17 protein-coding genes and 1 riboswitch are annotated in these 21,335 nt (G+C 66.4%); of the genes, 9 read left to right on the top strand and 8 right to left on the bottom strand.

Features of this window, described 5'->3' with window-relative positions; genetic code table 11:
• Nucleotides 1-7 precede the first annotated feature (7 nt).
• Nucleotides 8-1,174: an HlyD family efflux transporter periplasmic adaptor subunit gene (locus CDO87_RS17430; protein ID WP_100929958.1), complete on the bottom strand. Its 1,167-nt coding sequence runs from the start codon at nucleotides 1,172-1,174 to the stop codon at nucleotides 8-10.
• 60 nt (nucleotides 1,175-1,234) lie between these two features.
• The gene (locus CDO87_RS17435; protein WP_100929959.1) at nucleotides 1,235-2,215 is read right to left on the bottom strand and encodes a glycosyl hydrolase family 8; all 981 of its coding nucleotides are present in this window, start codon (nucleotides 2,213-2,215) and stop codon (nucleotides 1,235-1,237) included.
• Nucleotides 2,216-2,529: 314 nt separating this feature from the next.
• Between CDO87_RS17435 and CDO87_RS17440 the strand changes: the two genes are divergently transcribed.
• Nucleotides 2,530-4,278, top strand: coding sequence for an alpha/beta hydrolase (locus CDO87_RS17440; protein ID WP_157815026.1), 1,749 nt, complete (start codon nucleotides 2,530-2,532; stop codon nucleotides 4,276-4,278).
• Nucleotides 4,279-5,341: 1,063 nt separating this feature from the next.
• On the opposite strand, the gene CDO87_RS17445 is transcribed toward CDO87_RS17440, so the two are convergent.
• From CDO87_RS17445 to CDO87_RS17465, 5 genes are read right to left on the bottom strand one after another with little or no spacing between them, the layout of a single operon-like run.
• Nucleotides 5,342-5,959, bottom strand: coding sequence for a hypothetical protein (locus CDO87_RS17445; protein WP_100929961.1), 618 nt, complete (start codon nucleotides 5,957-5,959; stop codon nucleotides 5,342-5,344).
• A 3-nt stretch (nucleotides 5,960-5,962) separates the two neighbouring features.
• Nucleotides 5,963-6,709, bottom strand: coding sequence for a vWA domain-containing protein (locus CDO87_RS17450; RefSeq protein WP_100929962.1), 747 nt, complete (start codon nucleotides 6,707-6,709; stop codon nucleotides 5,963-5,965).
• Nucleotides 6,710-6,721: 12 nt separating this feature from the next.
• Nucleotides 6,722-8,392, bottom strand: coding sequence for an ABC transporter substrate-binding protein (locus CDO87_RS17455; protein ID WP_100929963.1), 1,671 nt, complete (start codon nucleotides 8,390-8,392; stop codon nucleotides 6,722-6,724).
• Between the two features lie 17 nt (nucleotides 8,393-8,409).
• Entirely contained in the window at nucleotides 8,410-9,090 is a 681-nt protein-coding gene (locus CDO87_RS17460) for a hypothetical protein (protein WP_100929964.1), read from the bottom strand.
• Nucleotides 9,087-9,554, bottom strand: coding sequence for an OmpA family protein (locus CDO87_RS17465; protein ID WP_100929965.1), 468 nt, complete (start codon nucleotides 9,552-9,554; stop codon nucleotides 9,087-9,089). Before CDO87_RS17465 ends, CDO87_RS17460 begins: the two co-directional genes overlap by 4 nt.
• A 344-nt stretch (nucleotides 9,555-9,898) precedes the next feature.
• Nucleotides 9,899-10,005: riboswitch (guanidine-I (ykkC/yxkD leader) on the top strand.
• Nucleotides 10,006-10,101: 96 nt separating this feature from the next.
• Between CDO87_RS17465 and CDO87_RS17470 the strand changes: the two genes are divergently transcribed.
• The 6 genes from CDO87_RS17470 to CDO87_RS17495 are packed head-to-tail and all read left to right on the top strand — an operon-like array spanning nucleotide 10,102 to nucleotide 14,805.
• Nucleotides 10,102-11,166: a putative urea ABC transporter substrate-binding protein gene (locus CDO87_RS17470; protein ID WP_100929966.1), complete on the top strand. Its 1,065-nt coding sequence runs from the start codon at nucleotides 10,102-10,104 to the stop codon at nucleotides 11,164-11,166.
• A 39-nt stretch (nucleotides 11,167-11,205) separates the two neighbouring features.
• Nucleotides 11,206-12,018, top strand: coding sequence for an ABC transporter permease (locus CDO87_RS17475; protein WP_100929967.1), 813 nt, complete (start codon nucleotides 11,206-11,208; stop codon nucleotides 12,016-12,018).
• Nucleotides 12,015-12,875 carry an ATP-binding cassette domain-containing protein gene (locus tag CDO87_RS17480; RefSeq protein WP_100929968.1) on the top strand — a complete coding sequence of 287 codons (861 nt, stop codon included), beginning with the start codon at nucleotides 12,015-12,017 and terminating at the stop codon, nucleotides 12,873-12,875. The genes CDO87_RS17475 and CDO87_RS17480 overlap by 4 nt, the downstream gene beginning before the upstream one ends.
• 24 nt (nucleotides 12,876-12,899) lie before the next feature.
• The gene (locus tag CDO87_RS17485) at nucleotides 12,900-14,168 is read left to right on the top strand and encodes an agmatinase family protein (RefSeq protein WP_254698189.1); all 1,269 of its coding nucleotides are present in this window, start codon (nucleotides 12,900-12,902) and stop codon (nucleotides 14,166-14,168) included.
• Between the two features lie 8 nt (nucleotides 14,169-14,176).
• Nucleotides 14,177-14,644, top strand: coding sequence for a hypothetical protein (locus CDO87_RS17490; RefSeq protein WP_100929969.1), 468 nt, complete (start codon nucleotides 14,177-14,179; stop codon nucleotides 14,642-14,644).
• Complete coding sequence (locus tag CDO87_RS17495) at nucleotides 14,641-14,805, top strand: peptidase M23 (protein WP_100929970.1); 165 nt, start codon at nucleotides 14,641-14,643, stop codon at nucleotides 14,803-14,805. Before CDO87_RS17490 ends, CDO87_RS17495 begins: the two co-directional genes overlap by 4 nt.
• A 308-nt stretch (nucleotides 14,806-15,113) precedes the next feature.
• On the opposite strand, the gene CDO87_RS17500 is transcribed toward CDO87_RS17495, so the two are convergent.
• Complete coding sequence (locus tag CDO87_RS17500) at nucleotides 15,114-16,550, bottom strand: homospermidine synthase (protein WP_100929971.1); 1,437 nt, start codon at nucleotides 16,548-16,550, stop codon at nucleotides 15,114-15,116.
• Nucleotides 16,551-16,872: 322 nt separating this feature from the next.
• Here CDO87_RS17500 and CDO87_RS17505 point away from each other — a divergent pair, with 322 nt between their 5' ends.
• Together CDO87_RS17505 and CDO87_RS17510 are read left to right on the top strand one after the other, a co-directional pair.
• Nucleotides 16,873-18,036 carry an efflux RND transporter periplasmic adaptor subunit gene (locus CDO87_RS17505; protein WP_157815027.1) on the top strand — a complete coding sequence of 388 codons (1,164 nt, stop codon included), beginning with the start codon at nucleotides 16,873-16,875 and terminating at the stop codon, nucleotides 18,034-18,036.
• Between the two features lie 4 nt (nucleotides 18,037-18,040).
• The gene (locus CDO87_RS17510; protein WP_100929973.1) at nucleotides 18,041-21,109 is read left to right on the top strand and encodes an efflux RND transporter permease subunit; all 3,069 of its coding nucleotides are present in this window, start codon (nucleotides 18,041-18,043) and stop codon (nucleotides 21,107-21,109) included.
• The last annotated feature ends 226 nt before the right edge of the window (nucleotides 21,110-21,335 follow it).

The raw sequence follows: 21,335 nt of genomic DNA on the forward strand, positions 1-21,335 counted from the left end.
CCCCTCATCAGAAACCGCGCAGCCAGTCGAACGGGCGATCGTCAAAGAAGGCCCGCCCGGTCCGGCCGATCATGCAGCCCTCGTTCCCGGCATCGCGTAGCGCCGGAACGGTCAGCGCCACATCGTAACGCTCGAGGTGCTGCTGGCTGGGGGCGACGGCGAGGTGTTCGTAGACCGTTGCGGCCCCGCTGCCCGCAAGGCGGGAGATGGTCGCGTCTAGCACCTCGCTCGACCCGTTCAGGCGGACCCGGGCTTCCTGCCCGATTTCGAGGCGATTGTAGACGTTTTCGCTGACCGGCACGGTGACCATGACCGACGCACAGTCGACCAGCGTCATGACCGGATCGCCGCGCTGCACGGTGACACCGTCCGACTGGAGCACCGTCCAGAGCAGTCCGCGCACGGGCGACTCGATCTGGCCGCCGCGCAGGGTGTTGACGCGGACCTCCTCGCGTTCGATGCGGGCGTCGACCGCCTCTGCCCGCTGGCGTGTCTCCGTGAGGCTGGCCTCCAGCCCGGCGATCTCGCCTTCGAGCACGACGGCATATTGTTCGGAGTTGGGCGCGTCGTTGTAGCCGTCACCAAGGAAGACGCCGGCTTCGGCCGCGGCGAGGGCGATTTCCAGCACCTCGACCCGTTCGCGGGCATGATCCAGAGCCAGTTCAAAGAGCACGGGTTCCGCGGGCAGGCGGTCCTGGTCCGGGTCGACGGCGTCGACTACGCGCTGTTCCCCGGCATCGACGGCGCCGCGCTCTTCCAGAAGGGCCAGGCGCGCACGGGCATGCGACAACCGCGTGCGTACCTCCTCCAGCCGGCGCGCGTGGAAGGTTTCGCCGCGTGTCTTCAGGCCTTCCAGAATGGCGCCGGACGCCGCCAGATCCGCCTCGATCCGGCCCGCCTCTGCGTCGAGGAAGGCGCGCTCCATGCGCAGATCATTCAGGCGGATGACATCGACGAGGGCGTCGTCGACGCTGGCAATACCTTCGCCGATCTCGACGTGCGAACCGAGCAGCCGGTTCGGCATTGCAATGCGTCCGGCTGTGTCCGCACGCAGGGTGACGACCCGTGCGTTCACCACCGCGTCACCGCTGGCACCGGCCATCTGTTCTCCGACGATGATCCAGAGAGCCGCGAGGACGACGAGGATGCCTAAGATCAGTCGGGTGAAACGCATGGAGATGGTGTCCCTCGGTTTGGTGCCGGCAGACTCCGAAGTTCGCAACCTTAGAGTTTTTCAGCAAGAATCATTTTCACGTTCAGCGAGAAGTGAAAAAAGGTGAAGCGTTGCCGGATAATATGGTTGTGAATTGATCGACTGCGGCGTGACGACCACAGCTTCGCAGCGTGTCAGAGACAGGATCGACCGATAGCCGGGCAGGTCACTGCGGTCGACAGGCGCGCCTTGGGCATCGCGCCTGACGGCTACGCCGGAGGGATCGTCGGGAAGGGAGAGCGCCTCGGCCCCGCGTGTCACCGCTGGATGATCGCGACGCCCCGACCAGACGAGGTACAGCGGCACGCGAAGCGCGTCGTACCCGGCACGCAGGTCGTGGTCGGCGGGCGGCGCGAAGCCGTCCGGGGTCACGTCGATCCAGTCCGGCACGAACCCGGCGGCGGCGAGTTCGCGCAGAACGGTTTCGCCATGGTCGGCGGCGCGCAGGAGGTCGGTCTGCCCGGTCGCCTCGCCCAGTTCCCTCAGGGCGCGGCTCATGATGTAGGACGGGTTGAACGGCACGCGGTCGGGCGCCCTCCGCGTTTCGGCTCCGGGCAGCAGCAGCAGCTCGCCTGGCGCACGCGGATCGGGTGCAAGGCACAGCGACGCGATGTCGGCGGCGATGCGGTCGGGCGTGTCGACCGGCCAGCCGGAATCGCGCGCGGCGCGCAACAATGCCCAGGCCCGGAAGAGGTCGCCGTCCGTCGCGGTGTGCCAGTCGGTGACGGCGGCGCCGGGCTCCCAGCGCCATGCCATCAAGGCCTCGTCACGGACCAGCAGGTTGTCCTTCGTCCATGCCTCGATCTTTTCGAAGGCGGCGCGGTCACCGAATGCCTGCGCCAGCAGAAGCCCGTATCCCTGTCCCTCCGAATGACTGATGCCGCCGCCGGTGTCGTCTGTGACACGACCGTCTGCGCCAAGGAAACGGGATTTCCAGGCGAGCCAAGCGTCTGACGGGGCGGCGCTGGCACTGGACGACAGGCCAATCAACGGAAAGGCCATGCAACTGCCGATAGCCTGTCTTCGGGTGATGCGCTTTGCCTGCACAGTGTTCGCGTCCTTCCGGAAACGCTGTTGGTCATGATCTGCTCCGCGAACCATGTGTGCCGAACTCCGGCGCAGGAACAAGGTGCCAGACCCTTTTGTGACCGGGCGGCGCTGGCAACAATTCGTAAGGCGGGGGGGCTGTCATCTGCCTCGGATCGGGCAAGCGGTCTGTCTGCCACGACGAAGGCCATGCAAACCCCCGGCATATTGCTATGTGCCTGGCAACGCCGCATGGTCCCGGGGATGCAAGTGACGACCTGGCGAGTACGATGAAAGACGACAATACCACGCCGCCCGATATCAGCAGCAAGCTGTTGCAGTTCCTCGATGCCGCCTACGAAGCGCCCTTCGATCCCGGCAACTTCGACGAGGTGATCGACAGCGCGGCGGCCTACCTCTTTGCTTCCGCCTCCGATCCGGCGCCTGCCCGTCACGTCCGGCAGGGCCTGCACGATCCGCTCATCGAATCGCATTCGGATCGGTTGCAGAAGATGCTTGAGGCGCAGGAAGCCGAAGCCCGCACCCGTCCCGCGGCGCTGGTGAAGGAGCGGCTGGCGGCGCTGGTCATCGACCATAAAGGCACCTGTATCGGCAATTCCAACGCGGCTTCGCTGTTCGGCCTGACGTTCCCCTGTGCACTGGACGACCTGCGCCTTGCCGGCGAGACGGCGGCCTATCTGCGCCGCGTGCTGGCCGACGCCCGACGCAACCTGCCGATGGAGACCGATGCCGCCGTGCTCGAGATGCAGGACGGCGAGCGGGTCGTCGCGCGTATCACCCAACACCAGCACGTGGACCCCGACAGCGGTGAAACCTCCAGCGGGCTGGCGGTGACCATTGCGCGTGTGGCGTGGGACGAGGACAGCCTGCCGCTGATCCAGGGGGCCTTCGGCCTTTCGGTGTCGGAATCCGAGGTCATGCTGGAAATCCTGCGCGGCCGCAGCCACGCGGAAATCGCCGAGCTGCGCGACCGGAGCGTGGAGACCATACGAAGCCAGGCGAAGGCGATCCTGGGCAAGACCGGTTTTGCCCGGATGCCGCAGCTGATCGCGATCCTGAACCAGATGGCGCTGTTTTCCGAACCCGGCATCTTGCCGGAGGCGGCCCCACATGTCCCTGCCATGCCCGATGCCCTGCGGCTGGACGTGGGGGAGGGGCGTCGCCTGGCCTATCGACAGTTCGGCCGTGCCGGCGGTCTGCCCGTGCTCTTCGTGCATGGTTATATCACCGGGCCTTATTTCAACGCGCCGCTGATCGAGGGGTTCACGTCCATGGGGCTGGAGGTGCTGGCGCCGTCGCGGCCCGGGTTCGGGCAGTCCTCGGTCCCGCGCGACTGGGGCGCCTATGACGACGTGGTCGTGTCCGACGCGCTGGCGTTGGTCGAGGCGCGCTGTGGCGCGCCAGTGCTGATCGTTGCGCACCAGGGCGGCGTCAGCCACGCCTGCCGCATCGCCCGAGCGCTGGGGCCGCGCTGCCGCGGGATGCTGATGGTGAGCGCCGGTATTCCCATCGACGACGCCCGGCACGTCCGGCACATGAACCTGCAGACGCGGGTGGCGGCCATCGCGGCGCGCTACACCCCGTCGATGTTCGCGATGCTGCTGCGCATCGGCATCGCGCAGTTCAACCGGATCGGGCACGTCGCCTATCTGAACAAGTTTTTCCACGGCTCGGACGCGGACATCGAGGCGCTGAAGCGGCCGGAGATCCTCGACCTCTACCGCCGGAGCGTCCATCACATGATCACTCAGGGCACGCGCCACATGGTGACGGACGGGCGCGCCGCGATGGCGGACTGGGGCGGCGACTACGAGGCGCTCAAGGTGCCGATCCGCTGGCTGCACGGCAGCGCCGATCCGGTGATGGGCGTGGGCTTTGTCCAGGAGTGGGCAGAGGCCCATGGCCACGGGCCTGTCGATGTCGTCGAGGGGGGCGCCAGCAGCATGTTGTGGGTGAACGCGGACCGTGTCCTGCAGGCCCTGGCGCGGCTGATCGAAGCTACGGAAAAAGATGGATAAAGGCGGCTCTTCACCCTTGAGGGTGATGCGCGCCCGGCCTGAAATGGTTAACCGTCCGGCCACGGCAGGATCGAGCAGTCCTTCCCCCTGATCTTGCAGGCTGCGCCGCTGAGGAAGCAGGCCTGTTCGTCGTCGCCGCGTAGTTGTTTGTCAGACGGATTTACAATGCCCACAGTGCAGGACACGACCTCCTCCGGCGATACGCAGGGGCTTCACAACGTCACCGGATCACCGCGTCCGGGAGATACCCGCGTGTTCGACCTCGGCGAAGGTCGGGTCCTGAGGATCTGGTGCCGCCGGCCCCGATCGACCCGTTCTGCACGACGCCACCTGGCCCCGACGGGAAGCTGCAGAAGGTCTTTACCTCGACGCCGCTGGCGGGCGGCGAGATCGTGCTACGACAACGCGTTCGGAGCCTACGTGCGCCGGCCCGGCGGCAGCATTGCGGACGTCGGGGCAAGCGTGATGCCGACCGGCATCGTGGATGACGGCATGCTGGAGGTCTTCTTTGTCCAAGACGAGGCTTCGGCGGCGGCAGCCTGCGCGTCGGGAGCGAGGACATGGTCTTTACCGTCGCGTGGACTGACGACTGGATATGATATTTGCGCGCGCCGCAAAGGGGCTTTGTCCCGAGGTGCGGGTGGCTGTGGTTTGCCAGTGCGTACCGGTTCTTGTTGAACGGTATTGAGTTGCTTCGGCGTGGCACGTCTTTTGAAGCCCGGATTAAGCGGTTTCATCGGTGCCGTGTACGCGTTCGCGGGACCAGTTTTCCGAATTTTGCGGATTGCTGGTCTGGCTGCCGGGTTGTGAGTGCCCGCGCAGTCCGTCAAATCGCCGAAGAGGGCGGCGGGGGGCCTTGCCCCGCCGCCCAAATTTCCGCCATGCGTGCTGGCTGATAGTCCTTGGTATCAGCGCACGGCATCCGTCAGTTGGAAGGTCGTCATGTGCGGTCAGGCGGGTGCCACCGAGCGGATGCCTCGCGCCCTGAGAGATATTCCAGACGGCATCCACACGACCGATCCGATGGCCGGTTGAAACGAGGGCCCGAAATACCCCGACTTGCTCACTCCGTCTCGCGATGGCCGATGCGCACGTCGTTGCGGTGGGCCGAGGTGTCGAGCCGACGGGAGGCGCGGGTGCCGGGCACGTACATCTCCGCCATCCGGAAGTAGGCGCGCAGTTCGTCCTTCACGATGCCGAGCGCCTTGCGGGCCTCGCGCACCGTCATCGACTGCCACGGTTCCTGCTCGAAGGGGATCAGGTGCAGGTTGCGGCCCGGCAGGTTGTCGATGGAGAAACCGACACCCAGCCGGAAGGAGGCGATATGCGCCTCCTCGAACCGCCAGTGTTTCGGGTACTCCGTCGTCGACACGCGGATGAAGGTGTCGATGGCCGCGTCGGTGATGTCCGACGCGGCGCCCATCGTGGCGCCGATGATAAATGCCTCGTCCTGCACGTGCAGCCCACGTCCCAGCAGGACATGGATGCAGTCGTGGCGCGGCAGGGAGATGGCGCCGGGCAGGGCCTCCGGGCTTTCCGGGTTCTCGTACCGGCGGATGATTTCCGGCACGTCCGTGGGTTCGGCCGCGGGCAGGGTGGCGAGCACCCCTGCGATGGTCATCTCATCCGTGTCGAGGCCGGGGTTCCATTCGTCCCAGTTCAGGTCGATGCGGCGGCCCATGGGTCAGCCCTCCCCGTCCGTGAACTCGGTGATGGCGGCGAAGTTGTCGTTCTCGGCCACTGCCGCCTGAAGCGCCCCTTCCAGCGCGGCCACGTTGGCGACATCGACGAAGCTGCCAAGGTCCGCGCGCCGCAGGACGTGGTTGCCGCGAATGCCGATGCCGATGGTCGTCAGCTGGATGGGGGTCCGGGCGGCAAGATCCTCGATGGCCCTTTGCAGCGCCTCGCCATCGTCGGCGGCGCCGTCGGTGGTCACGATCATGCGGAAGGTGCCGAAACCCCGGACCGTGCTGGCTTCGGCCTCCAGCAAAGCCTGGGTGTCGAGGATCGCGCGTGTCAGCGGGGTGGAGCCGGAGTCGCGGATCGGGGCGAGGGCGGCGGGAAGGGTCCGTCGCGCGTCGCCGACGAAGGTGAACGGCAGCACGACACCGGCATTCAGTGCCACGACCGCAACCCGGTCGGTGTCCTGCATGGCCTTCAGCGCGTCGATCACCGCCTGCTTCGCGGCGTCCATGTCCGCTTCCATGGAGCCGCTGTCATCCAGAACGATGGCGGTGATCCGGCGGTTGGGGTCCGGGAGGGCGTCGACCAGCTCTGCCTCCTGCGACGGCCAGGCGGCGATGGCCGTCCAGTCGGGCGGCACGGGATCATAGGTGATGGAGGCCCAGTCGAACCCCGGTTGGCTGCGAAAGATCACGACCGCCGCAATGGCGACGATGGCGACCGGAACGGCGATCTTGGCGATTTTCATGTCGTCTCTCCCTCATTGCAGCGGTGAAAAGGTGGTGGCTTCGGCCTGCACGGTCAGCACGCGGAACACGACGCGCATGTTTTCGCGCCATTCGGCCTCGGTCTTCGGCGGGTTGTGGCGGGGGCTGGCGATGCCGACTCCGTCCACGGTGAACTGGTCGCGGTTCATCTTCACCCCGAGGTCAGCGGCGTATTCGGTCAGCGCATCCACCACCGCAATCGCCCGGTCGAGCGAGAGGTTCTGGGTGGAGGTGCGGATCGCGCGCAGCTCGGCGTTGTCAGCGCCGTCCTGTTCTCGCCGCAAAAAGTGCAGCGGGTCGGAGTGCCCCTCGACCGTGATGATCGCGCCGGAGTAGGTGGAGGCGAGGCGCAGGATTTCCTCGAAGTCGGAGGCGTAAAGCTCGATCGGGAAGGTCGTGCTGTCGGGTTCGAAGAAGACCTCGAAGTCGATCTTCGTATTGGCGTCGAGCTGCCCGGTGCGGCGCAGCTTCTGCACAGCCGCGGCGGCCGCCTCGGGGTTGAAGGCGGCCACCTGCCGTTCGTCGAGGTTCGTCAGCCCTTCGGTCAGGGCGGCGAAGTCCCATTCGGCGGTGGCGAGGTTGGCGGGCGCATCCAGCCTGTCGGCGCCGCGCAGGGCGACGTTGACCTCGCCCAGAAGGACCTCGAAGCGGCGCGCCTCGTTGGGATCGCCGAAGTGCTTGGCGTTGCCGGCCCAGCCGTCGGTGATCGCGTCCTGCCAGAGGAAGACGCCTTCCTCGCGCGGCAAGCCACCCAGGAATTCACTGGCCATGAGGTCGGCCATCTCCGCCTGCTGCGGGTTGCCGTCCTGCGCCATGAAGGCGCGCATCTCTTCCTCGGCGCGGAAGAAGATGTTGACCATGCGGGCGATGTCGTCGCGATGGGCGTCGAAGTAGTCGGCGCGCACGGCGATGTAGTCCCCGATGACCGAAGCCGCCTCTTGCGTCGAGATCAGGATCGTCGCGCCCTTGACGGAGCCTTCGGCGCCGGTGCCGACAGTGCCGCCGGACGTCAGGAAGCGCGCATCGGGCAGGATCACGGCGGCGGCATCGGCGCGTCCGTCGGCCATGGCTGCGGCGGGCGTGTCGCCGTCGCCGGTCAGGTCGGCGACCCAGACGATCTCCACGTCCTCGAAGGACAGCCCGCCGTCCGCGAGGATGCGCCCAACGAAATCGACATGCGGCCCGTTGGCTTGGATGGCGATGCGCTTGCCCTTGAGGTCGGGGATGCGCGCGATGCCCTCACCGGCCACGATGCCGTCCCCGGCCGAGAAGGAGTGCTTGAAAAAGACGATCTGCTCGGTTCGGGCGTCGAACTCCGTCACGGGGGTGGCAGAGGCCAGCATCCCCAGCGTGCCGCGGAGGTAGGGCGTCTCGCAGGCGAGGTAGGCCTTGAGCTGCGCCTCGAAGCTGTCCTCGACGGTCAGCGACAGCGGCAGGCCCGCGTCGCCCAGCATCCCGCCGTCGTTTTCAAGCGATGCGCCGTTGGCATAGGCGACCACGCCATCGGCACCCCAGGCGATCAGCGGCATCTCCTCGATCCACCCCGAGGGGCAGTCGCGGACGCCATCGGTGACCGTTTCGGCCAGCCGGTCCCCGGGGGCGGCAAGCGCGGCCTGCCCGCAGAGGAGGAGGACGGTCAGGAAGGCAGAGGGAAATGTGTTCATGAAAGAAAACCTCCGGTTCAATGGGGTGTGGGGGCCTTGTCCGCGGGCATCATGTGGCGCGCCGGGGTCAGCAGGCGCTCGGCCACATCCGACGCGACCTCGACGTTTTCGAGAAGGCCGCGGGCGGCAAGAAGGTCGGTCTGGTCGAAGGCGGCGTTCATCGCGGCAACGGCGGCACGCAGCTTCTCGCGCGACAGATCTTCGGTCGAGGTGTGCTTGCGGCGGCGCAGCGCGGCGTGGGCGGCGGCGGCTTCCTCGATCAGTTCAGAACGCAGGAGCACCGCAGAGAGGTTGCGCTGGCGGTCCGGGCTGTAGAAGATCTCGCGTGCGGCGGCGTCGAGCCGGTCGGCCAGCCGGTCGACCTCAGCGGCGATGTCCTCGCGCATGACGGCGGCAGAGGCGCGCATGTTGGCGGCCCGCTGGTGGGCCTTCGTGATCATGTCGAGGGCGCGCTCTGCGGCCATGTCGGACAGGCCGTGTCGTGCCCGGAAGGCCATGCGCAGGCGGTCGGCCTCGGACCACAGCCAGCTGGCGGGCATCCACGCCACGATGGCAAGCGTCGCAAGCGCGGCAAGGGCTGCGGCAGCGACGGCGGAGAAGCCGGGAAAGGGCAGGGGCATCCTGACGAACCACGCGAACCCCGCTGCCAGCACCGCGGCGAGGATGGCCGCAAGGCCCAGGGAGCGCCCCGGTGTCATCTGCGCACCTGCACGCTCACGTCGACCCGCGCCATGCGCGACTGGTGCGCCCGGTCGCTTTCGCTGTCCTCCTGCGACAGGGGGGCGGACCCGCCGATCCCGGTCACCGTCAGCCGGTCGTCCGGCAGACCCATTGCCCGCGCCATCTGCGCGGCCACCTCTGCGCGCTTCACGCTCAGGTCGAGGTTGGCATCGGCGTCGCCCGACGTGCCAGTGTGGCCGACGATGACGACATGCATACGCTCGTCGGGCAGGGCAGAGGCCAGGACGCCGCGCAGCCGCTCTTCTTCCCCGTCAGCCAATGACGTGCCGCGTGAGAAGCGGAAGCTCTCGGTCTTCGCGATGGTGGTCTGCCCGATGATGCCGAGCGCGATGGCCCCTCCGGCGACCACTGCGGACAAGGCCGCGGCGACGAATGCGCGTCGCGGCAGGGCTGGGCCTGCCTCAACAGCTTTGCTGGTCATGTCGGGTCACCGCCCAAATGCGTAAAAGTAATTCTTTTCAGTCTGGCACATGTCCGGACCCAACGGAACCGGCGAAGGGGGCGGTGGGCATGCAAAGTCTTGAATACCTGACGGGGTCCGGTCGCCGACACGTCCGCATAAGCGCGGCTGTGCCCACGTAATGTGCAGTGGGGCGGGACAGGAGGCCCGAGTCGGCGCGGGGCAGAGCGCGTGCCAGATGGTAACTGCCCGGTGTTTGGGCAAATGGCCGCGTTGCTCGCCATATTATTGGGCGAATGGCGCGAACGTCTCCGCCGCGATGAGGGAGCAGTTGCGGCAGCACGAAACTGCACCGCTTGATGAAGGGGCAGGGCGTTTAGGGTTCCACCGCGACAAGCGGGTTCGGTCCGAGAAATGCCACCCGGCGGGCAAACTCCCGCAGGGCACACGGCGGGCCAAAATCCCGGGAGACTTCACTGCGTCGGTTTCGTCCGCGCCTGATCTCTTTGTTCCGCCAGCGGGGTGAAACGCACGTTGAAAACGGCGGGACGCACAACGGGGAAGACTTATGACCAAAGCCATTCTGACCGCTGCCGCGCTCTCTGCCGCCTTGCTGTCGAGCACGGCCATGCCACTGGCGGCCGAGGAGAAGACGGAGTTCAAGCTCGCCTGGTCGATCTACGTCGGTTGGATGCCGTGGGGGTATCTGGAGACCTCCGGCATCATGGACAAGTGGGCCGAGAAGTATGGGATCGACGTCGAGATCGTGCAGATCAACGACTACGTCGAGTCGATCAATCAGTACACCGCAGGCCAGTTCGACGGGGTGTCCGCGACCAACATGGACACGCTGTCCATTCCGGCGGGCGGCGGTGTGGACACCACGGCGCTGATCGTGGGCGACTATTCCAACGGAAACGACGCAGTGATCCTGAAGGGGGAGGGCACGCTTGCCGATCTGAAGGGCAAGCCGGTGAACCTCGTCGAGCTGTCGGTGTCTCACTACCTGCTGGCGCGCGGGCTCGACACCGTCGGGCTGTCGGAACGGGACCTCGACGGGGTCATCAACACATCCGACGCGGACATGATCGCGGCCTATTCGACCTCGGACGTTGAAGCGGTGGTGACCTGGAACCCGCTGGTCTCCGAGATCCTCGCCACGGGCGACAAGGCGAATTCGGTCTTCGACAGCTCCATGATTCCGGGCGAGATCCTCGACCTCATGGTGGTCAACACCGAGACGCTGGCCGACAACCCGGCCTTCGGCAAGGCGGTCGCGGGCGCGTGGTACGAGCTTATGGGCCTGATGGCCGCGGGCGACGAAGAGGTGCTGACGGCGCTTGCAGAGGCGTCGGGCACCGATCTCGAAGGCTACAAGGCGCAGCTTGCCGCGACGGAGATGTTCTATGATCCGGCCGAGGCCGTGGCGCAGGCCTCGTCCCCTGAACTGCCCGGCACGATGACCGCCGTGGCTGAATTCCTGTTCGACAAGGGCATCCTGGGCGAGGGCGCGCCATCGGCCGATTTCGTCGGCGTGGCCTATCCCGACGGTTCGGTGACCGGGGACGAGAACAACGTGAAGTTCCGTTTCGACACGACCTACATGCAGATGGCCGCGGACGGCGAACTGTAAGGACATGGGCCCCGGACCCTGCGCCGGGGCCTGACCGCCATGAGGCTCATCAACCGCATCCCCTCCCGCCCGACGGCCTTTGCGCTCGGCGCGCTGCCGTTCGTGCTGGTCATCATCGCCTATGCCGTCGCATCGGATATCCGCCTGACGGCCAACCCGGCGGACAAGCTTTTGCCCGCGCCCTCGACCATCGGGGACACGGCGGTGCGGCTGTTCACCGAAGGGGACCGGCGGACCGGAGAGATCCTGTTGTGGAAGGACACCTGGGCGTCGCTGATCCGATTACTGGGCGGTGTGGCCATCGCCGCGACCCTGTCGCTGGTGATCGGAATGGGGATCGGCCTCTTGCCCTACGTGCGGCGGACGTTCTCCGGCTTTGTTGCCGTGATCTCCATGGTGCCGCCGCTGGCGCTTCTGCCGATCCTGTTCATCGTCTTCGGACTGGGGGAGACCTCGAAGGTGGTGCTGATCGTCATCGGCATTACGCCCTTCATGACACGGGACCTGTCGCAGAGGGTGCTGGACATCCCGCACGAACAGATTGTGAAGGCGCAGACGCTGGGGGCATCGACCTTCGTGATCGCCATGCGCGTGGCCCTGCCGCAGGTGCTCCCAAGGCTCATCGCCAACGTGCGGCTTTCGCTGGGCTCTGCCTGGCTGTTCCTGATCGCGGCAGAGGCTGTGGCCTCCGACGTGGGGCTGGGCTACCGGATCTTCCTCGTGCGGCGCTACCTCGCCATGGACGTGATCCTGACCTACGTCGCGTGGATCACGCTGCTGGCCTTCCTGATCGACTGGGGATTGCGGACGCTTTCGCGCAAGGCCTTCCCGTGGCTGGAGGCAGGTCTGTGAGTTTCGTCGTCGCAAGGAACGTCTGGAAGCAATACGGCGACCGTCCGATCCTCGAACGGGTCAACGTGGAGGTCGAGAAGGGCGCCTTCATCTCGATCATCGGGGCGTCGGGCTGCGGAAAGTCCACCTTCCTCCGGATGCTGCTGGCGGACGAGCAACCCACGAAGGGCGAGATCAGCATCGAGGGCGGCGCGCCCGCTCAGGAACCCCGGCGCGAACGGGGCGTGGTCTTCCAGCGCTATTCGGTCTTCCCCCACCTGACCGTGCGCGACAACGTGGTCGCCGCCGAAAGCTTCGGCACCCCGTTCGGGCGGTTCTTCGGCAAGCGGCTGAAGGAGGCGCGGGCAAGGGCGCAGGTCACGCTCGACCGGATCGGGCTGGGACACGTGGCGCTCCATTATCCCGCGACGCTGTCGGGGGGCATGCAGCAGCGCCTGGCCATCGGACAGGCGCTGGTCGCCGAGCCGCGCATCCTTTTGCTGGACGAACCCTTCGGCGCGCTAGACCCGGGCACGCGGCTGTCGATGCACGACTTCCTGACGGAACTGCGCGAGCGGACGAACATGACCGTCTTCATGGTCACGCACGACATCGAAGAAGCGTTCAAACTGGGCGACCGCGTGCTGATCTTCGACAAGGTCCGCCGCGATCCCGAACGGCCGCAGCGCTTCGGCGCCACTATCACCCATGACCTCGATTCCTCGAACGGGCACGAGCCGCATCAGGAACTGCTCGACAGCATTCCGTGGCTCTCCGGGCTGACGCAGCTTTCCGACGAGGACGACGGATCCACCGTGCAAGCCGCCGGGCCCCTTGCACGGGACGACGCCAAGGCCCGGAACGAGCCCCCCCTTTGACAGGGGTAAGAGACGGAGACAGAGATGTTTTCTGAGCTTCACCACGCCGAGGCCCGCGCCCGCGATCCCCGTGCAATGTCCAGACGTCTTGCCGGACGCGAGAAAAGGCACCACCACCCGGACCTGACCAAGCTGGCCGGATGGAAGGCCATGCAGAAAGAGGGCGAGCTGCCCGAGGGCCGCTGGGACGAGGAACGCCGCTGGGCCTTGCGCATGGGTCTGACCGGCGCCGATTCCATCGACGACAAGTCGATCCCCACCTTCGCGCGGGGAGAGTTGCCGCATTACGCGGGCATCAACACCTTCCTTAAGGCGCCCTATGCCGAGGACGTGCTGGAGGTCGCGCATTACGATGCGACCGTGCTGGGCATCCCCTTCGACGGCGGCACCACCTACCGGCCCGGCACCCGCTTCGGCCCGCAGGGGGTGCGCAAGATCTCTGCCCTCTATACGCCCTACAACTACGAGATCGGCGTCGACCTGCGCGAGCAGATGACGCTCTGCGACGCGGGCGACGTGTTCACCATCCCGGCGAACATCGAGAAGTCCTTCGACCAGATCAGCCGCGCGGTGAGCCACGTGTTCTCGTCCGGCTCCCTGCCGATCATGATCGGCGGCGACCATTCCATCGGCTTTCCCTGCGTGCGGGGCATCGCAGAATGCACATCGAAGAAGATCGGGATCGTGCACTTCGACCGCCACGCCGACATCCAGGAGAAGGACCTCGACGAGCGGATGCACACGACGCCGTGGTTCCATTCAACCAACCTGCCGAACGTGCCGGCGAAGAACCTCGTGCAGATCGGCATCGGCGGGTGGCAGGTTCCGCGCGAGGCGGTGAAGGTCGCCCGCGAGCGGCAGACCAACATCATCACCATGGGCGACATGGAGAAGATGGGCGTCGACAAGACCATCGAGATGGCGCTGGAGATGGCCTGGGACGGGGTCGACATGGTCTACATGTCCTTCGACATCGACAGTATCGACTGCGGCTTCGTGCCGGGCACCGGCTGGCCGGAGCCGGGCGGCTTCCTCCCGCGTGAGGCGCTGGCGCTGGCGTCAGGGATTGCCGCGGAAGGCATCTGCGCGATGGAGCTGGTTGAGGTCTCGCCGCCCTACGACACATCCGACATCACCGCTCTGATGGGAACGCGGGTGATCGTGGATGTGCTGGGCGGGCTGGTCGCCAACGGCAAGCTCGGCGCGCACAAGCAGCATATCGACAAGCCGGTCGCGATCCCGCACGGCGAGTTCGAGGGCAAGCGCTGGTCCAACCGCAATCCGCATTTCTGAGGCCCGCCATGCCACACGATCACGGCCCGCATGGGCATCATCACCATCATCATCACGACCACGGCCACACCCACGGGCCGGGTCACAACCATCCGCACACCGACCACCTGCACTCCCACATGCACGACCACGACGAGGCCGCAGACCTTCAGGTGCTCGCCGTGCAGTTCATCGAGGGCTTCCTGCAGGCCAAGGACAAGACCAGTTACCTCAAGCTGGCGGGTGTGCCGTTCGAACGCCCCGGCGCGGGCGGCGCCAAGGCGCTGAAGTTGGTGGACGTGGAACTGAAGACCGACTGGCAGGTGGGCACGGCCTCGCCGTCCTTCGGGTCTCGTGAACTCAGCTACTTGCCGTTTCCGGGCCAGATGGTCCGGGAGCGCACCAACATGTCCCTGGTCTACGTGTCGATGGACGAGAAATCGGTCACCGACATCAGGGACTTCCTTTTGCAACGGAAACGGGAGATCGACACATGAAACACCTTTGGCTCGGGCTGCTGGCCCTCTCCGCCTCGCCTGCGCTGGCGCATGAAGGCGTGCACATGCACCCGCACGACGCCTCCCTGACGCCTGTCCTGATGGCCGCCGGGGCGCTTGCCATCGTGGCAGGGCTTCTGGTGGCGCGCCGCCTGTCCTGAGGCAAACCGCATTCATACCAGCGGCCGGTGCAGCCAGCGCCGGCCGCTTTTCCTTTGCCGAACGGAAATTGAAAGCGAAGGGAAACGCAGCTTGTGTGTTGTCGGGGAACATGCAGGCCCCGTCATGAGCGAATGTGCGGCATCGGGCGGGGCACAAAGGCGCTCCGGAAAGAGGCTAAAACCGGCGGCGCGCATCGGTGCCGGGATCCGAGGGGAAGCCTTCGGCTGCGTCTTTCAAACAAAAGGCCCGGATCCGGCACGACCGCCGGATCCGGGCCTTTATCGATGTCGCGACGTTGCGCGGGTGGTCAGGACGACACGAGAACGTTGCGGAAGGCCCAGGGGTGGTCCGGGTCGCTGTCCTCCGGGAAGGCGCCCGGCACGGTGTCGAGCGGGGTCCAGTCGGTATAGTGCGCCTCGACAGGGCCGAGGTACGGCCGCTGGATTTCGAGGCAGCGCGCGTGGTCCATCTCTTCGGCTTCGACGATCCCGGCCTGCGGGTTCTCCAGCGCCCAGACCATTCCGGCCAGCACCGCGCTCGACACCTGCATGCCGGTTGCATTCTGGTAGGGGGCCAGCGTCTTCGTCTCTTCGTTCGAAAGGCGCGAGCCGTACCAGAGCGCATTCTTCTCATGGCCGTAGAGCAGCACGCCCAACTCGTCGATGCCGTCCACTATGTCGTCGACCTGCAGGATGCGCTTCTCCGTCTGGATCTCGCCCGAGCCGAAGGTCTCATGCAGGGACAGAACGGCATCGTCGCAGGGGTGGTAGGCGTAGTGGCACGTCGGGCGGTACTCCGGCGCATCCGGTGCACCGACCGTGAAGTAGTCGGAGATCGAGATCGCCTCGTTGTGCGTCACGAGGAAGCCGAACTGCGCGCCGAGGGTCGGGCACCAGGTACGAACGCGGGTGGTCGCGCCGGGCCGGTTCAGCCAGATCGCGGACTGGCAGCCGGACAGGTGGGTGTGGCCGTCCTCCGGCATCCACTCCTCGTGCGTGCCCCAGCCCAGTTCGGCGGGTTGGAACCCTTCGGAGATGAAGCCGTCCACCGACCAGGTGTTGACGAAGACGCCCTTCGGGCGCGGTTCCGTGCAGACCTGCGTGTCGCGTTCGGCGATATGGACGCCCTTGACGCCAAGGTCGCGCATCAGCCTGGCCCAACCTTCGCGCCCGTCGGGTGCGGTGGCGTCGCGCCCGAGGTCGGAGGCGAGTTGCAGCAGCGCCTCCTTCACGAACCAGCTCACCATGCCGGGGTTGGCACCGCAGCAGCTGACCGCCGTGGTGCCGCCGGGATCGGAGGCCTTCATGTCGCGCACCGCCTGCCGCAGCCGGTAGTTGGTGCGCTTCTCGTTGGAGATGTCGCCGAAGTAGAGCCCGGGCCAGGGTTCCACCACCGTGTCTATATAGAGAGTGCCCAGACGGCGGCAGGTCCGCATCAGGTCCAGCGAAGACGTGTCGACAGAGAGGTTCACGCAGAAGCCGCCCGGCTCGGTGAAGAGGCCGGACAGGATCTCGTCGTAGTTCTCGGGCGTCAGCGCCTCTTGGACGTGCGCGTAGTCGCGGTCTTCGAGGTAGGTCGCCACTTCGGGATCGGGATCGATGATGGTCAGCCGCGCCGGGTCGAATTCGAAGTGCCGTTCGATCAGAGGCAGGACGCCCTTGCCGATAGACCCGAGGCCGATAAGCACGAGCGGTCCCTCGATGGTCGCGTGTACGGGGTAGGGTTGGCCGGTGGCTGCGTTCATCCGCGGGTCTCCTTTGTCTCTGCACCTTTCATATGGTGCGAACGCCTCGTGGGGCCACCGGAAGCCCGAATGGTCCCGGTCGGCGCATGGCGTGTCTTCCCGGGTATCGGTGGGCTGAGGCGCGGTGGCAACCATTTCCTTGTCCCCGTGCGGACGGGAGGGCGCCGGTGCCCCCGGAACGGGCGGGGGCGCGTGTGCACAATCGGAATTATCATACAGGACATTGCAATCCCCGGATGCAGGGCTAGGCTCCGGTCATGTCCCGTGGATCGGGGTGCCGGGGCTTTCGGGTTCCGGTCGGGAATGAAGGGAAACGATGCACGTGCGCAGTCTTGCCAGGAGCATTCCGGTCATCGCCCTGCTTTGCGCGGTGACGCCTCTGACAGCCACGCGCGCCCTTGCACAGGATGATACCCGGACGCTGCCCGCGGTCACGGTGGCCGAGGTGACGACCGCCGCCTTCGTGCAGCGTGTGCCTGTTTCGGGGAACGTGGTCGCCCGGAACGAGGTCCTGGTCGATCCCGAGGTGTCCGGGCACCGGATCGCGGAGTTCGAGGTGGACATCGGCGATGCGGTCGAAACCGGCGACGTGCTTGCCCGGCTCGACGAGCGGATCCTGCGCCGCCAGTTGCAATTGCGCGAGCTTGCGCTGTCGCAGGCAGAGGCCAGCTTCGAACAGGCCCGCAGTCAGGTGGCCGCCGATCAGGCGCAGCTCGATCAGGCGAATGCCGTGTTGGACCGTGCGCAAAGGCTGCGTGACAGCGGCACCGGAACGCAGGCCTCTCTCGACGATGCCATAGCCGCTCAGGCGGCGGCGCAGTCGGCCCTGACGGCATCCTCTGACGGGATCACCGTCGCGCAGTCGCAGATCGAGGAGGCGAAGATCAATCGCGACCTCGCCTCCGAGGATCTTGAGAATGCCACGATCACGGCCCCCGTCGACGGCATTGTCACGGCACGCGATGCGCAGATCGGATCGACCGTCTCCACCGGGCAGACGATTTTCCGCATCCTGCGCGACGGCGCGGTCGACGTGGAAGCCGAAGTGGTGGAGACCGAACTCGGCCAGATCGAACCGGGCGACCGTGCGGAACTCCAGATCGCCGGGATCGGCGCGATCCAGGGCACTGTGCAGAACATAGATCCGACCGTGGATCCCGTGACCCGCCTGGGCGTGGTCGAGATCGAGCCGGAATCGAAGGATGGGCTGCGTCCCGGTCTTTTCGTCGGCGGATGGATCATCACCGCCGAGCGGACATCGCTGGCCGTCCCAGCCTCTGCCGTCATCAACGACGGCGCAACCGCGTCGGTCCTAGTGGAGAAGGACGGCACGCTCGAACGGCGCGAGATCGTTGCCGGGCTGATCTGGGGCAACCTTCGCGAGGTGCTGGGCGGCCTCGAAGAAGGGGAGCATGTGCTGGCACGCGCCGCCGGCTTCTTCTCGGACGGGGACCGGGTGCGGCCGGTGACAGGGCAGGGCGACTGATCTCATGAACATGTCGTCCTGGGCCATACGCAATCCCGTGCCGCCCGTGGCGCTTTTCCTCGTTCTGATCGTGCTGGGCATCGTGTCCTTCATGCGGCTGCCGATCACCCGCATGCCGAACGTCGATCTTCCGGTCGTCACCGTCACCTCCGGTCTGCCGGGCAATGGCCCGTCCGAGATCGTGACGCAGATCATCACGCCGCTGGAAGACGAACTGGTGGACGTGCAGGGTGTGCGGCACATCACCTCCGTCGCGGGCGACGGCACTGCCTCCGTCACCATCGAGTTCGAAATCAACGTCGAGACGGACCGGGCGGTGAACGACGTGCGCGATGCGGTCGCCGCGGCGCGGGGCGACATGCCCGATGCGGCGAGCGAGCCCATCGTCCAGCGTCTGGATGTCATCGGGGGGGCGATCCTGACCTATGCCGCCTCCGGGTCGGACCGCAGCATAGAGGGGCTGTCCACCTTCGTGGACGATGTCGTGGCGCCGACGATCCAGGGTGCGGCGGGCGTGGCCTCCGTCGACCGGATCGGCGGCGCAGAGCGCGAGATCAACGTGGAGCTGTCGCCGGACAGGCTGCTGGCTCACGGTCTGACCGTTGGCGACGTGAACGGCCAGTTGCGCCAGCAGAACGTGGACGCGGGCGGCGGGGAAGGGCGCCTGGCCGGACAACAGGTCGCCATCCGTTCGCTGGGTGCCGCGAAGACGCTGGAGGAACTTGGGGCGACGCGCATTTCCCTGCCGAGCGGCGGCACCATCCGGCTGGACCAGATCGGCACGATTGCTGATGGCGCCTCCGACCGGGAGAACTTTGCCCTGCTGGACGGCCGTCCGGTCGTGGCCTTCGGCATCTTCCGGTCCAGCGGTGCGAGCGATCTTCTTGCCGCCGAGGCCGCGCGCGAGAAACTGGCCGAACTGTCGCGCGAGTACCCCGACATCGCCTTTACCGAGATCGACGACGCCACCACCTACACCGAAAGCAACTACGAGACCGCGCTGAACACCCTTCTGGAAGGGGCCGCGCTGACGATCCTTGTGGTGATGATCTTTCTGCGGGACTGGCGGGCGACGGTCGTGACGCTGGTGGCGCTGCCGCTGTCGATCATCCCGACCTTCTTCGTGATGGACCTGCTCGGTTTCTCGCTGAACACCATTTCCCTTCTGGCGATCACTCTGGTGGTCGGCATCCTCGTCGACGACGCCATCGTGGAGATCGAGAACATCGTGCGGCACATCCAGATGGGCCGGAACGCCTACGATGCCGCGAACGAGGCGGCGCAGGAAATCGGCATGACGGTCATCGCGATCAGCCTGACCATCGTCGCGGTCTTTGCGCCGGTGGGCGTGATGCCGGGCATTGCGGGCAAGTTCTTCCGCGAGTTCGGGCTGACGGTGGCGGTGGCCGTGCTCTTCTCCCTTCTGGTGGCGCGTCTCATCACCCCGCTGTTCGCCGCCTACTTCATGCGGAGCGACAAGGGCCATGCGGAGCCGGAGGACGGCTTCCTCATGCGCCGGTATCTGAACGTGCTGCGCTGGACGCTTCACAATCGTGCCGTGACCCTCTTTCTCGGGCTGGCCATATTCGCCGGGTCGATCTTCTCTGCCACGCTCCTGCCGACAGAGTTTGTCCCGGCCGCGGACGGCGGTCGCGCGACGGTCACAGTCGAACTCCCGCCCGGCGCGAACATCGACGAGGTGGAGGAGATTTCCCGCCGGATCACGTCGCTGATCCTCGAGATCCCGGAGATGGAGAGCGTCTTCGTCGAGGGGACCTCGGACACCGAGGCGACGGTGCGCGTGAACTTCGGCCCCCGCGACGAGCGGGAGCGCGGCGCGCCCGAGATCATGCAGGACATCCGGGACCGGCTCGCCGATCTCCCCGACGTGCGCATCTACGTCCTGGGCGAGGAAGGGGTCCGCGATGTGTCGATCAACATTCTCGCCGACGACCGCGAAACCGCGCAGGCCGCGTCGCGCGATCTGGCCAGCGGAATGTCCGGCCTGCCGCAACTGACCGGCGTGGCCGTCGAAAGTGCGCTTGCCCGGCCCGAGGTGCAGATCATCCCGCGCCCGCAACTGGCAACGCAGATGGGTGTGGACGCCACCACCCTCGCCACGACCGCGCGCATTGCCACGGTGGGCGATGCCGACGCCAACCTGGCGCGCTTCGACGATGGCGACGACCGTGTGCCGGTTCGTGTTCGCCTGGAAGAGGCCGCGCGTCAGGACCTAGACAGGTTGGCGGGCCTACGGTTGCGGACAAGCGACGGACAGATGGTGCCGCTGGGCGCGGTCGCCAGCGCGCGTCTGGCCAACGGACCCGCCACAATCGAACGCTATGGCCGTCAATACCGTGTGGCCATCGGCGCGACTCTGGCAGACGGGGCCTTCCTCGGCGATGCGACGGCGGCCATCGATTCCCTGCCGCAGGCGCAGGATATGCCGGAAGGTGCGCGCATCCAGGCCGCCGGGGATGTCGAAACGATGGGAGAGATCTTCTCCGGCTTCGCCATGGCCATGGGGGCGGGCATCCTGTTGGTCTATGTCGTCCTCGTCCTGCTGTTCCGCAGTTTCGTGACACCGGTAACGATCCTGCTGTCGCTTCCGCTTGCTGTCGGGGGCGCGATCTTTGCCCTTTACATATACGGGGCGGGGATCGGGCTTTCGGTGGTGATCGGTTTCCTGATGCTGATGGGGATCGTGACGAAGAACGCCATCATGCTGGTCGAATTTGCGCAGGAAGCGGTGCACGGCGGCATGTCCCGGGCAGAGGCCATGGTCGACGCCGCACACAAGCGCGCGCGTCCGATCATCATGACCACCATCGCGATGACTGCCGGCATGGTGCCTTCGGCCCTGGCCCACGGGGAGGGTGGCGAGATCCGCGCACCCATGGCCATCGCGGTGATCGGGGGGCTTCTTCTGTCCACGGTGCTGTCACTTCTGTTCGTTCCGTCGCTCTACACGGTGATGGAAGGGCTGAAGGACAGGCTGCTTCGCCTGCTGAAGACGATTCTGGGCGGCGAAGCCCCCGGGTCGGACGCTCCCCGGGCTGAAGAAGCCAGCTGATCCGCCGAAATCCCCCGATCCGACCGCCGCTGAGGGGTGATTTGCCCACGGATTCCCGCCTCGAGTCGTCTTCCGGGGGGCTGATTCACACCTGCGGGGAGGGCCGGAACGGCAGGGAAGGGCCCCCCGGCAAGAAATTCGCTGAAAAAATCGCATAGAAAACAAGCTGTTGGAAGAAAAGTTCCCCCTCTCTGCAAAAATCCTGAAAAAACTGCTTGCGGGTTTG

The sequence above is a fragment of the Sagittula sp. P11 genome (assembly GCF_002814095.1).
Lineage (GTDB): Bacteria > Pseudomonadota > Alphaproteobacteria > Rhodobacterales > Rhodobacteraceae > Sagittula.

What these genes read in the sequence shown, in the direction of transcription:
- CDO87_RS17430 (WP_100929958.1), bottom strand. Translation starts at nt 1,174, where the DNA reads ATGCGTTTCACCCGACTGATCTTAGGCATCCTCGTCGTCCTCGCGGCT.
- CDO87_RS17435 (WP_100929959.1), bottom strand. Translation starts at nt 2,215, where the DNA reads ATGGCCTTTCCGTTGATTGGCCTGTCGTCCAGTGCCAGCGCCGCCCCG.
- CDO87_RS17440 (WP_157815026.1), top strand. Translation starts at nt 2,530, where the DNA reads ATGAAAGACGACAATACCACGCCGCCCGATATCAGCAGCAAGCTGTTG.
- CDO87_RS17445 (WP_100929961.1), bottom strand. Translation starts at nt 5,959, where the DNA reads ATGGGCCGCCGCATCGACCTGAACTGGGACGAATGGAACCCCGGCCTC.
- CDO87_RS17450 (WP_100929962.1), bottom strand. Translation starts at nt 6,709, where the DNA reads ATGAAAATCGCCAAGATCGCCGTTCCGGTCGCCATCGTCGCCATTGCG.
- CDO87_RS17455 (WP_100929963.1), bottom strand. Translation starts at nt 8,392, where the DNA reads ATGAACACATTTCCCTCTGCCTTCCTGACCGTCCTCCTCCTCTGCGGG.
- CDO87_RS17460 (WP_100929964.1), bottom strand. Translation starts at nt 9,090, where the DNA reads ATGACACCGGGGCGCTCCCTGGGCCTTGCGGCCATCCTCGCCGCGGTG.
- CDO87_RS17465 (WP_100929965.1), bottom strand. Translation starts at nt 9,554, where the DNA reads ATGACCAGCAAAGCTGTTGAGGCAGGCCCAGCCCTGCCGCGACGCGCA.
- CDO87_RS17470 (WP_100929966.1), top strand. Translation starts at nt 10,102, where the DNA reads ATGACCAAAGCCATTCTGACCGCTGCCGCGCTCTCTGCCGCCTTGCTG.
- CDO87_RS17475 (WP_100929967.1), top strand. Translation starts at nt 11,206, where the DNA reads ATGAGGCTCATCAACCGCATCCCCTCCCGCCCGACGGCCTTTGCGCTC.
- CDO87_RS17485 (WP_254698189.1), top strand. Translation starts at nt 12,900, where the DNA reads ATGTTTTCTGAGCTTCACCACGCCGAGGCCCGCGCCCGCGATCCCCGT.
- CDO87_RS17490 (WP_100929969.1), top strand. Translation starts at nt 14,177, where the DNA reads ATGCCACACGATCACGGCCCGCATGGGCATCATCACCATCATCATCAC.
- CDO87_RS17495 (WP_100929970.1), top strand. Translation starts at nt 14,641, where the DNA reads ATGAAACACCTTTGGCTCGGGCTGCTGGCCCTCTCCGCCTCGCCTGCG.
- CDO87_RS17500 (WP_100929971.1), bottom strand. Translation starts at nt 16,550, where the DNA reads ATGAACGCAGCCACCGGCCAACCCTACCCCGTACACGCGACCATCGAG.
- CDO87_RS17510 (WP_100929973.1), top strand. Translation starts at nt 18,041, where the DNA reads ATGAACATGTCGTCCTGGGCCATACGCAATCCCGTGCCGCCCGTGGCG.